The organism is Novosphingobium sp. NDB2Meth1 (assembly GCF_900117425.1).
In the GTDB taxonomy this organism is placed as follows: domain Bacteria; phylum Pseudomonadota; class Alphaproteobacteria; order Sphingomonadales; family Sphingomonadaceae; genus Novosphingobium.
This window is the reverse complement of sequence record NZ_FPEH01000011.1, coordinates 300,402-311,752: the sequence shown is the minus strand read 5'-3', so window position 1 is coordinate 311,752 and position 11,351 is coordinate 300,402. Positions and strand designations below refer to the sequence as shown.

Sequence of the window (11,351 nt, the reverse complement as noted above, 5' to 3'; positions counted from 1 at the left end):
TGGGAGGGAATGCCATGCTCCGCGCGCTGCTTGCCCTAGCTTTTCTCCTGCTCCCCTCCATCGCGCGCGGTGAAGCCCCTGCCGATGGCCAGCGCCTGATCCTTGTCACCATGGATGGCACGCGCTGGCAGGAGGTGTTTCGCGGGGCCGACAAGGCGCTGGCGGTGGACCCCAAGTTCACCCATCCCGACTGGAAGGAGACGGTCGAAAAGGCTTGGAATACTGGCCCGGCGGTCATGCCGTTCCTGCACAGCCTGCCGACGATGGGCGGCGTGCTCCACGGCAACCGCGATGCAGGCCAGTGCATGCGCGTGACCAATCCGATGTGGTTCTCCTACCCCGGCTACAACGAGCTGCTCACCGGCAGGCCCGACCCCGCCATCACCACCAATGACAAGATATGGAACCGCAACACGACATTCCTCGAATGGCTGAACCGCCGGCCCGGCTTTACCGGGAACGTGCGCATGTACGGCACCTGGGATGTCTTCCCCTACATCATCAACGACAAGCGCAGCGGTGTGCCGGTGAATGCCGAAGATGCCGGGAAGCTGCCCACCGAGACCCGCACGATGCGCATGGCGCAGGACGCGCTGCGCACCGCCAGCGGCATGCGCGTGCTCTATGTCGCGCTCGGCGATACCGATGAATTTGCGCACGAAGGCGACTATGCCCAGTACCTCTCTGCCATGAACCGCGACGATGATTTCATCGCCGAGCTATGGCGCATGGCGCAGGCCGACCCGGCGTGGCGCGGGCGCACCACCTTGATCGTCACCACCGACCATGGCCGCGGCGCCAAACCGGGCGCCTACTGGACCGAGCATGGCAGCGCTGCCGGTTGGAAGCTTGCGCCGCAGGACTACACGATCGCCGATCCCGAAGGCTTCATCGGCTCGGATGCGATCTGGCTCGCGGCCATCGGTCCCGGCGTCCACGCCGCGCCCGCAGGCTCGGCTTGCCTCACGCAAAGCCAGATCGCCGCCAGCGCGCTCACCGCGCTGGGCGAGGACTGGCGCGCTTTCGATGCCGGGGCAGGGGCGCCCCTGCCGTTCTTCAAATAGCCATTCTTCGGCGGGGGCTGAGGCCGCTTACTTCTTGCGCACCCACTTGAGGTCGTAGTCGGTCGTCCACGTCGCGCCGCCGTCCTCGGTGCCGATGGCCAGTTCACGGATCGTGCCGTCCGGCATGGCATAAAGCGTCCAGTGCCGCAGCCGCACCTTTCCGTTCGGCAACGGCTTTTCGGTCACGTACCGCATCTCGCCCGGCTTCACGAGGTTGCCGCGAAACACCGTCGCCGCGCCGTCATCGGTCGCCCAGGTATAGCCCCACGATTTCAGCAGCCGCGAATAGTTGAACAGGCCGATGCCGTTGCCGGTGGGGTGCCCGTCGGTCTTCTTCCAGTGCTCCTCGATCGCGCAATCGTTGAGGATCAGCGCCATCGTCACTTCGTCGGTCTTTTTGTCGCCGGTGTAGACGTCCCAGCTGCCAAGCGTGAAATCCAGTTCGCGGAACTTGGGATCGGTCTTGCAGGTATCTGCGGGGTTTGGCGCGGTCTGCGCGGCGGCCGGTGCGGCAAGAGCAATCAGGGCGGCGGCAAGCAGCGGACGAAGCATCAGCGGTCTCCTGTCGAAGTCGGCACGATGAGGCCGCAATTTCGGCGATTGCGCAAGGCCGCTTTGCGATTACAAATCATGGCCACGCGGCGCGCAGAAACGGGGGACATGCCATGGGCGAGTGGTCGGACAAGGAACTGGGGCTCCATTTGCCGATTGCCCGGCGCGACTTTATCGGCGGTGTCGCGGCTGGCGCAGCCATGGCCGCCGCACCCAAGGCCTTGGCTCAGGCCGCGCCGTCCAGTGTCGCGCCCGCTGGCGATTATCCCCCCGCGCTGACCGGGCTGCGCGGCCAGTACCCCGGCTCGTTCGAAGCCGCCCACATGGCGCGCGACGGCGATTTCAACGGTGCGCTGCAGGCCGAAGACAGCGGCGAGCACTATGATCTCGTCATCGTAGGCGGCGGCATTTCGGGCCTCTCCGCCGCCTGGTTCTACCGGCAGGCGCTGGGCGACGACCGCAAAATTCTCATCCTCGACAACCATGACGATTTCGGCGGCCACGCCAAGCGCAACGAGTTCACTTACGAAGGCCGCACCATCCTTGCCTACGGCGGCACGATGAGCATTGAATCGCCGTTCCCCTACAGTTTCACCTCGAAGAAGCTGCTGGCGGACCTCGGCGTCGATCTCACCAGCTACCACCGCTACGAGACCAAGGCCTACGATGGCCTCGGCTCGGCCACCTTCTTCGACAAGGAGCACTTCCTTGCCGACAAGCTTGTCACCGGAACCGGCAGCAAACCGTGGCCGCAGTTCTTCGCCGAAGCCCCGCTCACCCCGGCAGTGCGCGCCGACCTCACGCGGATATATACCGAAAAGGTCAACTACCTCCCGGACCTGACGCCGGAAGCCCGCGCCGAATACCTCCGGCACATCAGCTATCAGGACTATCTCCTCAAGCACGCGAAGATGCTGCCGGAAAGCCTGCCCTTCTTCCTCGGCCACTACTTCCGCAACAACAAGCGCGTCGATACGCTTCCTGCATGGGAAGCCGCGCTCGGCGGGCGGATGCCGGGTTTTGCGGCCATGGAACTGCCCAAGCAGATCACCGCCGAAGCGCAGCATTTCCATTGGCCGGACGGCAACGCCACTGTCGCCCGCCTGCTCGTCAGCCGCCTGGTCCCGGGCGCCTTCCCGTCAGACAAGCTCGATCAGGAAAGCGTCGTCCTCGCGCCCGCCCGCTATGCGGCGCTCGACAATCCCGCGAACCCCACCCGCCTGCGCCTCAAGAGCATGGTCATCCGCGCCGAACATATCGGCAAGGTGGCGCGCCAGACCGAGAAGGCCGTGCGCGTCGTCTATGTGAAGGATGGCAAGCGCATTGCGGTAACGGGCGCGAACGTCATCATGGCCTGCTTCAACATGGTGATCCCCTTCATCGTGCCCGATCTGCCGCAGGTGCAGAAGGATGCGCTGCATTATGCCTCCAAGGTGCCGATGCAGTACACCAACGTGCTGGTGAAGAACTGGCGCCCCTGGGCCAAGCTCGGCGTCAAGTCGATCGGCGCGCCCAACGGCTACCACATCGGCGCCTCGCTCGACTATCCGGTGGACATCGGCGGCTACAAGAGCGCGCATACGCCCGACGAACCGGTGGTGATCCACATGGTGCGCAATCCGAACCAACCTGGTTTGCCGCGCAAGGAGCAGAACCGCATCGGCCGCGCTGCCATGCTGGCCGAGGAATACCCCGCCATCGAACGCGAGATCCGTAGCCAGCTCCAGCGCATGCTCGGGGCTGCGGGCTTCAATGCCGCGCGCGATATCGCCGGGATCACGGTCAACCGCTGGCCGCACGGCTATGCCTATACCTACGATACGCTCGGCGATCCCGATGTGCCGGACGAGCAGCGCCCCCACGTCATCGGCCGCCAGACTTTCGGCCGCATTGCCATCGCCAATGCCGACGCGGCGGGCAGCGCCTTTACCAACACCGCCATCGACATGGGCGAACGCGCGGTGCAGGAATGCCTCATCAGCCGGGGACTGATCTAAACGATCCTCCCCATTTTCCCCTGAGCTTGTCGAAGGGGCAAATGGGGAGGTGGCCCGCCAAAGGCGGGTCGGAGGGGTAGTTAGAGCAACACAATGATCCAACTCTACCACTGCCGCGATGCGCGCTCGTTCCGCGCGCTCTGGGCGCTCGAGGAAATGGGGCTGGCCTACACGCTCCACACCATGCCGTTCCCCCCGCGCTTCCGGGTGCCGGAATACCTCGAGGCGAACCCCCTCGGCACGATCCCGCTCTTCGTCGATGGCGAAACGCGGATGACTGAGTCCAGCGCGATCCCGCACTATCTCGCCACCCGCTATGGCCCCACGCCGCTGGCCCTCGCGCCGGAGGAACCCGACTACGGCCTCTACCTCGATTGGCTCCTGCGCAGCGAGGCGACGCTCACGTTCCCGCAGACGATCGTCCTGCGCTACACCCGCCTCGAACCCGAAGAGCGCCGACTCCCACAGGCCGCCGACGACTACACCCAATGGTTCTTCTCGCGCCTCAAGCACCTCACCCGCGCGCTCTCCGATTGCCGCGAATGGCTCTGCGCCGGGCGTTTCACGATGGCCGATATCTGCACCGCCTACGCACTCCTCCTCGCGAAGGACCTCGGCCTCGATTACAAGTTCAGCCCCGAAATCGCCGCCTATTGGGAGCGCTGCGCCGCGCGCCCGGCGTTCCTTGCGGCAAAGGTGGCGCAGGCGGCCTAGTGCCGCGCGGGCAGTTCGATCACCCCGTCCACCGCGCGCCATTCCGCCGGGCGGATCAGCTGGTCATGCGCGATCCGCACCGAATGGATCTTCGCGCCGATGTCGCGCCGCCAGAAGCCAAGGAAATCGAACAGCACCGGAAAGTCCGGCGCCTCGTCGTATTCCTGCCACGCGAAGAGCTGAAGCAGCCACGGGTAGTCGGGCCGGTAGTAGGCGATCTCGGCGGTCGTCAGCCCATAGCCGAGGAGGCGGAGGCGCAGGCCTCCATCGGGGCTGGGCAGGGCAGGAAGTTGCGGCATGGCAGGCAAGGCAGGTACTCCCTTCTCTCAAGGGTCCGGCCCGGCCATCCCCCGGCACGCACCGGACAAGGGGCAGTCTTCCTCACTCGTGAACATCCGTCAAGTATCTGAAATATTGGCACTTAACCGGGTAGAGTGCCAAAAAATCGCATCGCCCCCTTGAAGCCGATTTTGCCCGCACCTAGCTTTTTGGTGCCTCCTGCCGGTCATGCGGGGGAGGCGTTCAACACATCGTTTTGCAACTGGAGGTTATGCATGCATTTCCGACCCTTGCACGACCGCGTGCTGGTCCGCCGCATCGAGGCCGAGGAGAAGACGGCCGGCGGCATCATCATTCCCGATACCGCAAAGGAAAAGCCGCAGGAGGGCGAAGTCATCGCCGTCGGCGCCGGTGCCCGCAACGAGGCTGGCGAACTTATCGCGCTCACCGTCAAGGAAGGCGACCGGATCCTGTTCGGCAAGTGGTCCGGCACCGAGGTCAAGATCAATGGCGAGGACCTGCTCATCATGAAGGAGAGCGACATCCTCGGCGTGATCGAAGCCGCAGCGGAGCTCAAGAAGGCGGCCTGATCAGGCGCCTTTTTCGTCCAACCCATCTGAGAGGAGGTAGGCCACAATGGCTGCCAAGGAAGTCAAGTTTGCCGGCGAAGCGCGCGAGCGGATGCTGCGCGGCATCGATACGCTGGCCAATGCCGTCAAGGTCACGCTCGGCCCCAAGGGGCGCAACGTGGTGATCGAAAAGAGCTTCGGCGCGCCGCGCATCACCAAGGATGGCGTCACCGTCGCCAAGGAAATCGAGCTCAAGGACAAGTTCGAGAACATGGGCGCGCAGATGCTGCGCGAGGTTGCGAACAAGCAGAACGACAAGGCCGGTGACGGCACCACCACCGCCACCGTGCTTGCCCAGGCGATCGTGCGCGAAGGCGCCAAGGCGGTCGGCGCGGGGATGAACCCGATGGACGTCAAGCGCGGCATCGACATGGCCGTCAAGGCGGTCGTCGCCGATCTCGCGGCGCATGCCAAGAAAGTCTCGGCCAACAGCGAGATCGCGCAGGTCGCCACCATCTCGGCCAATGGCGACGAGGAAGTCGGCCGCATCCTCGCCGAAGCGATGGAGAAGGTCGGCAACGAAGGCGTGATTACCGTCGAGGAAGCCAAGAGCCTCGCGACCGAGCTCGAGACGGTCGAAGGCATGCAGTTCGATCGCGGTTATCTCTCGCCCTATTTCGTCACCAATGCGGAGAAGCTGAAGGTCGAGCTCGACGATCCTTTCATCCTCATCCACGAGAAGAAGCTCTCCAACCTCCAGGCGCTCATCCCGTTGCTCGAACAGGTCGTGCAGTCGGGCCGTCCGCTCCTCATCATCGCCGAGGACGTGGAAGGCGAGGCGCTGGCGACGCTCGTCGTCAACAAGCTGCGCGGCGGGCTCAAGGTCGCCGCGGTCAAGGCGCCGGGCTTCGGTGATCGCCGCAAGGCGATGCTGGAAGACATCGCGATCCTCACCGCGGGCAATGTGGTCAGCGAGGAGCTTGGCACCAAGCTCGAGAACGTCACCGTCGGCATGCTCGGCCGCGCCAAGAAGGTCATCATCGACAAGGACAACACCACCATCGTCGATGGCGCCGGCGCCCGCAGCGAGATCGACGCGCGCGTTGCGCAGATCCGCGCGCAGATCGAGACGACCACCAGCGACTACGACCGCGAGAAGCTGCAGGAGCGCGTGGCCAAGCTGGCAGGCGGCGTGGCCGTCATCCGGGTCGGCGGCGCGACCGAGGTCGAGGTCAAGGAGAAGAAGGACCGCGTCGACGACGCGCTCCACGCCACCCGCGCGGCGGTCGAGGAAGGCATCCTGCCCGGCGGCGGCATCGCGCTGCTGCGCGCGACGCAGAAGCTGGGTGACCTCAAGCCCGCCAACGACGACCAGCAGTCCGGCATCGACATCGTGCGCCGCGCGCTGCGCGCGCCGACGCGCCAGATCGCCGACAACGCGGGCGAGGACGGCTCGTACATCGTCGGCAAGCTGCTGGAGAGCGAGGACTACGCCTGGGGCTTCAACGCGGCCACCGGGGCCTATGAAGACCTCGTCAAGGCGGGTGTGATTGACCCGGCCAAGGTCGTGCGCACGGCGCTGCAGGATGCGGCATCGGTCGCCAGCCTGCTGATCACCACCGAGGCGCTGATCGCCGAACTGCCCAAGGATGAGAAGGCGGCCGCGACGCCGCCGATGGACTTCTGATCCATCCGGCCAAACGAAAGGGGCGGCGGCCTTGCAGCCGCCGCCCCTTTTGCATGTCAGGCGCTTGTGCCGATCAGAACTTCACGCTGCCACGCACGCCGAACGTGCGCGGGGCCTGGAACTGATAGGTGTTGCTGCCCGCGTTGAAGTTCTGCGTCGCGTAGGCCAGGACCTGCTTGTCGAACACGTTGCGCACGTAGGCCGAGATTTCCCAGAAGCTGTTGTTCGGCGTGAACTTGATGTTCGCATTGGCCAGCACGTAGTCCCACGAGCGCGTATCGACCGTGTTGAAGACCCCATAGTAGAAGTCCGAGGAGTATTTCGCGTCGATCCGCGCGGTGAACGTGCCGAACGAGACGGGCAGATCCTGCTCGATCGAGCCCGATGCGGTGAATTCCGGCGCATTGGGCAGGCGGTTGCCGCTGATATCCACCGAAACCGGCGGATTGGCGCCGGTATTGATCCGGATGCCGTCGCCGAACTTGGTGTGCAGATAGGCCGCGTTGAGGTTCACGCGGGTGGTCTTGCTGGCAAGTGCGGTGAGGCTGCCTTCGATGCCGAACACCTTGGCACTGCCGACGTTGAAAACGCCGGAGCCGCTGGAGGTCGCGTCGGTGAACTGCGAACCCTGGTAGCCCTTGTAATCGAAGTAGAACACTGCGGCGTTCAGCTGCAAGGTGTTGCCCATCAGCGAGTTCTTGGTGCCGATTTCGAACGCGTCCAGCTTCTCGGGGCCGTAATCCACCGAAGGTGCGCTGCCGTTCGAATTGAACCCGCCCGACTTGTAGCCGCGGTCATACTTTGCGTAGACCAACGTGCCCGGTGCGGGGCGGTAGTTGAGGCCCACGTGCCAGGTCGGTTGGCCCTGGTTGAGGTTGCCGTTGCCCGGTGTCGTCAGGGGGAAGGGCGGGCACGAACCCGGGTTCGGGAAGTCGTTGCCGCAGAGCGGGAAGGCGAGCGCGGGCAGGCTCAGCACGGCGTTGCCGGTGCGCACCTTCTTGTCCCAGGTATAGCGGCCGCCAAGGCTGAGCTGCAGCTGGTCGGTCATTTTGTATTCGATCTGGCCGAACAGCGCCTGCGAGCGGGTCAGGATGTTGTAGTCGAACTTGATGCCGTAGCGGTTCGACTGGTCGACGTTGGGCAGGAACGAGAGCGGACCGCCCGGCCCGAACGGACCGCCGGGGCCGAACGCGCCGGTCATGTCGAGGTTGAAGATCCCCGAATTGACGACGTTCTTTTCCTGGAAATAGAAGTAACCGGCCTGGAAGAAGAGCTTGCCGCCCTTGTTGTTGCTTACCCGGAACTCGTGGTTCCAGGTCTTGGGGGTTTCCTGCTGGCGGAACTGGCGATTGGCGGGATAGCCGCTGGTCGCATCGAGCCGGTTGCGCCAGTCGGCGCTGTCATAGCCGCCTGAATAGATGAAGTTGAGGCCCAGGTCGGCGCTGTAGGCCGCTTCCCACCGCACACGGTCGCTCTCGAGCTTGGTCATCGTGGGCGCGAAGCTGGTGAAGGTCCTTGCCTTGCCGAAGTCGGGCATGGGGCCGCCGAGGGGACCTCGGAACTGCGCATCGCCGTTCACGTCGCGGCTGTCGTGCTGGTAGGAAACCCAGAGCGAAAGGCCATTGCCGCCCTTGTAGAGCGCCTGGATGCGGCCAGACTTGAAGTTCTCGTCATCGCCGTCGAAAGCGGGGCCTGCCGACTTGCGGTAGCCTTCGTGGCTCAGGATCGTACCCGAAGCGCGGACTGCAAAACCATCGGCGAGCTGGACGTTGACGCCGGCCTCGCCGTTGATCGTCTTGTAGTTGCCGGCCTCGATGCTGCCATAGGCGCCGGTGCGCATTTCGGGGCGGTTGGTGACGATGCTGACAAGACCGCCGGTCGAGTTGCGGCCCTGCAAGGTGCCCTGCGGGCCCTTGAGCACCTCGATGCGCGCCACGTCATAGAACGAGGAGCTGATCGAGAAAGAGCGGTTCACGAAGAACCCGTCGCGCGTGATCGGCACCGAGGGGTCGCCGATTTCGGTCACGTCGGTCGAGGCGATGCCGCGCACAGCGACATAGGCGGCGCCGGTCGAGTTCGTCACGTTCACGCTGGGGTCGATCTGCGCAAGGTCGCGCACCGTGTTGACACCCTGATCCGCGAGCGCGGCGCCCGTATAGACGTTGAGCGCGATCGGGGTGTCCTGCGCGCTCGAGGCGACGCGGTTGGCGGTGACGACGATCTCGCCGAGACCTTCGGCAGGCTTGGCTGCATCGGTGCCAGTGGCGGCTTCTTGCGCCTGGACGGGCGCGGCCAATGCGAAAAGGCTTGCACCCAGCAGGAATGGAACGGCGGTCTTGGCCTTCATGACTCTCCCCTTGGATTGGAATCTTTTGAGTGAACTAGATTAATAATGATCATTCTAATATTAGGAGCCGAAACGGACGTCAACCCTCTCGCCTGATTCGTCGGGGAAGGGCGCGACCTAAGCGCCGGAAATGCGGGGCTGTCCTACATGCGCTCAAGCTGGCATGGTATGGAAATGGCCGCTTTCCGCACCGTTTCAGTAATCGCCCCGGTCGATCAAAGCGCTTGGACTAATCGAATGGAGTTTTTCCTCAGGACTGTGTCAACCGTGTCAACCCCCTCCCGGACGGACCTGATGACTCGGGGCGCGCACACTGCTAACGGCGCCCGATGACCGACCTTTCGCTGATCCGTAATTTCTCCATCATCGCGCACATCGACCACGGCAAGTCGACGTTGGCCGACCGGTTGATCCAGTATACCGGCGGGCTCTCCGAGCGCGAGATGAGCGAGCAGGTGCTCGACAACATGGACATCGAGCGCGAGCGCGGGATCACGATCAAGGCGCAGACCGTCCGGCTCGACTACACCGGCAAGGACGGCAAGACCTATCAGCTCAACCTGATGGACACGCCCGGCCACGTCGACTTCGCCTATGAAGTCAGCCGCAGCCTCGCCGCCTGCGAAGGCGCGCTGCTGGTGGTCGATGCGGCGCAGGGCGTCGAGGCGCAGACGCTGGCGAACGTCTACCAGTCGATCGAGCACGACCACGAGATCGTGCCCGTCATCAACAAGATCGACTTGCCCGCCGCCGAGCCCGAGAAGGTCCGCAACGAGATCGAGGAAGTGATCGGCATCGACGCGAGCGAGGCCGTCCTCACCAGCGCCAAGTCCGGCATCGGCATCGAGGACGTGCTCGACGCGGTCGTCGCCCGCATCCCCCCGCCGAAGGGTGACCGCAATGCGCCGCTCAAAGCCATGCTGGTCGACAGCTGGTACGACCCCTACCTCGGCGTCGTCATTCTCGTCCGCGTGATCGACGGGGTGATCAAGAAGGGTCTGCAGGTCAAGTTCATGGCCGGCGGGACCGAGCACCTGATCGACCGCGTCGGCTGCATGCGGCCCAAGATCGAGCAACTCGCCGAACTCGGCCCGGGCGAGATCGGCTTCATCACCGCGCAGATCAAGGAAGTCGCGCAGGCCCGCGTGGGTGACACGATCACCACCGTGAAGGGCGGGGCGACCGCGGCGCTGGCAGGCTTCAAGGAAGTCCAGCCGGTCGTGTTCTGCGGCCTGTTCCCGGTCGATGCGGCGGACTTTGAAAAGCTGCGCGAAAGCATCGGCAAGCTGCGGCTCAACGACGCTTCGTTCTCGTTCGAGATGGAAAGCTCGGCGGCGCTCGGCTTCGGCTTCCGCTGCGGCTTCCTCGGCCTGCTGCACCTCGAGATCATCCAGGAGCGCCTCAGCCGCGAATATGACCTCGACCTCATCACCACCGCGCCCTCGGTGGTCTACCGCCTGACGATGACCGACGGCACGGTGCGCGAACTGCACAACCCCTCGGACATGCCCGATCAGGTCAAGATCGCGGAAATGCAGGAGCCGTGGATCAAGGCGACGATCTACACGCCGGACGAATACCTCGGCTCGATCCTCAAGCTGTGCCAGGATCGCCGCGGCATCCAGACCGGCCTGACCTACGTCGGCGGCCGCGCGCAAGTGACGTACGAGCTGCCGCTCAACGAAGTGGTGTTCGATTTCTACGACCGCCTGAAGTCGATCAGCCGCGGCTACGCCAGCTTCGACTACGAGCAGATCGGGCTGCGCGAAGGCGATCTCGTGATGATGAACATCCTCGTCAACAACGAGCCGGTCGATGCGCTTTCGATGATCGTCCACCGCACCCAGGCCGACCCGCGCGGGCGGCATCTGGTCGAGCGGCTGAAGGACCTCATCCCGCGCCACATGTTCAAGATCCCGATCCAGGCCGCGATCGGCGCCAAGGTCATCGCGCGCGAAACGATCAGCGCGATGCGCAAGGACGTGACCGCCAAGTGCTACGGCGGCGACATCACGCGGAAGAAGAAGCTGCTGGAGAAGCAGAAGGAAGGCAAGAAGCGCATGCGCGAGTACGGCAACGTGACCATCCCGCAGGAAGCCTTCATCGCCGCGCTGAGGATGGGCGAGGAGTGACGGGCGGCGC

At 64.5% G+C, this 11,351-nt stretch carries 9 protein-coding genes; 6 read left to right on the top strand and 3 right to left on the bottom strand.

Annotated features, from left to right (window positions below; translation table 11 throughout):
- The first annotated feature begins 14 nt into the window (after positions 1 to 14).
- Complete coding sequence (locus NDB2M1_RS01800; RefSeq protein WP_072379058.1) at positions 15 to 1,064, top strand: hypothetical protein; 1,050 nt, start codon at positions 15 to 17, stop codon at positions 1,062 to 1,064.
- A gap of 27 nt (positions 1,065 to 1,091) precedes the next feature.
- On the opposite strand, the gene NDB2M1_RS01795 is transcribed toward NDB2M1_RS01800, so the two are convergent.
- Positions 1,092 to 1,616, bottom strand: a complete 525-nt coding sequence (locus NDB2M1_RS01795; protein ID WP_072379056.1) for a hypothetical protein — start codon at positions 1,614 to 1,616, stop codon at positions 1,092 to 1,094.
- A gap of 113 nt (positions 1,617 to 1,729) precedes the next feature.
- On the opposite strand from NDB2M1_RS01795, the gene NDB2M1_RS01790 reads away from it, so the two are divergent.
- Together NDB2M1_RS01790 and NDB2M1_RS01785 are read left to right on the top strand one after the other, a co-directional pair.
- The gene (locus NDB2M1_RS01790) at positions 1,730 to 3,613 is read left to right on the top strand and encodes an NAD(P)-binding protein (protein WP_072379054.1); all 1,884 of its coding nucleotides are present in this window, start codon (positions 1,730 to 1,732) and stop codon (positions 3,611 to 3,613) included.
- A gap of 93 nt (positions 3,614 to 3,706) precedes the next feature.
- Positions 3,707 to 4,327, top strand: a complete 621-nt coding sequence (locus NDB2M1_RS01785; RefSeq protein ID WP_072379052.1) for a glutathione S-transferase family protein — start codon at positions 3,707 to 3,709, stop codon at positions 4,325 to 4,327.
- Here the strand turns inward: NDB2M1_RS01785 and NDB2M1_RS01780 are convergent.
- Positions 4,324 to 4,626, bottom strand: a complete 303-nt coding sequence (locus tag NDB2M1_RS01780) for a protein usg (protein ID WP_072379050.1) — start codon at positions 4,624 to 4,626, stop codon at positions 4,324 to 4,326. The two genes, NDB2M1_RS01785 and NDB2M1_RS01780, sit on opposite strands and share 4 nt — an antisense overlap.
- 255 nt (positions 4,627 to 4,881) lie before the next feature.
- Between NDB2M1_RS01780 and groES the strand changes: the two genes are divergently transcribed.
- Entirely contained in the window at positions 4,882 to 5,196 is a 315-nt protein-coding gene (gene groES / locus NDB2M1_RS01775) for a co-chaperone GroES (protein WP_072379048.1), read from the top strand.
- 46 nt (positions 5,197 to 5,242) lie between these two features.
- Positions 5,243 to 6,862 carry a chaperonin GroEL gene (groL, locus tag NDB2M1_RS01770; protein ID WP_072379046.1) on the top strand — a complete coding sequence of 540 codons (1,620 nt, stop codon included), beginning with the start codon at positions 5,243 to 5,245 and terminating at the stop codon, positions 6,860 to 6,862.
- A gap of 73 nt (positions 6,863 to 6,935) precedes the next feature.
- Here groL and NDB2M1_RS01765 read toward each other — a convergent pair whose 3' ends face one another.
- Positions 6,936 to 9,209: a TonB-dependent receptor gene (locus NDB2M1_RS01765; RefSeq protein WP_072379044.1), complete on the bottom strand. Its 2,274-nt coding sequence runs from the start codon at positions 9,207 to 9,209 to the stop codon at positions 6,936 to 6,938.
- 329 nt (positions 9,210 to 9,538) lie between these two features.
- On the opposite strand from NDB2M1_RS01765, the gene lepA reads away from it, so the two are divergent.
- Positions 9,539 to 11,341 (top strand): translation elongation factor 4, encoded by a 1,803-nt coding sequence (gene lepA, locus NDB2M1_RS01760; protein WP_054121735.1) that lies wholly within the window; start codon positions 9,539 to 9,541, stop codon positions 11,339 to 11,341.
- Positions 11,342 to 11,351: the final 10 nt, after the last annotated feature.

Bases quoted from the DNA above. Each gene is read 5' to 3' on its own strand.
- NDB2M1_RS01800 (WP_072379058.1), top strand. From the start codon at position 15: ATGCTCCGCGCGCTGCTTGCCCTAGCTTTTCTCCTGCTCCCCTCCATC.
- NDB2M1_RS01795 (WP_072379056.1), bottom strand. From the start codon at position 1,616: ATGCTTCGTCCGCTGCTTGCCGCCGCCCTGATTGCTCTTGCCGCACCG.
- NDB2M1_RS01790 (WP_072379054.1), top strand. From the start codon at position 1,730: ATGGGCGAGTGGTCGGACAAGGAACTGGGGCTCCATTTGCCGATTGCC.
- NDB2M1_RS01785 (WP_072379052.1), top strand. From the start codon at position 3,707: ATGATCCAACTCTACCACTGCCGCGATGCGCGCTCGTTCCGCGCGCTC.
- NDB2M1_RS01780 (WP_072379050.1), bottom strand. From the start codon at position 4,626: ATGCCGCAACTTCCTGCCCTGCCCAGCCCCGATGGAGGCCTGCGCCTC.
- groES (WP_072379048.1), top strand. From the start codon at position 4,882: ATGCATTTCCGACCCTTGCACGACCGCGTGCTGGTCCGCCGCATCGAG.
- groL (WP_072379046.1), top strand. From the start codon at position 5,243: ATGGCTGCCAAGGAAGTCAAGTTTGCCGGCGAAGCGCGCGAGCGGATG.
- NDB2M1_RS01765 (WP_072379044.1), bottom strand. From the start codon at position 9,209: ATGAAGGCCAAGACCGCCGTTCCATTCCTGCTGGGTGCAAGCCTTTTC.
- lepA (WP_054121735.1), top strand. From the start codon at position 9,539: ATGACCGACCTTTCGCTGATCCGTAATTTCTCCATCATCGCGCACATC.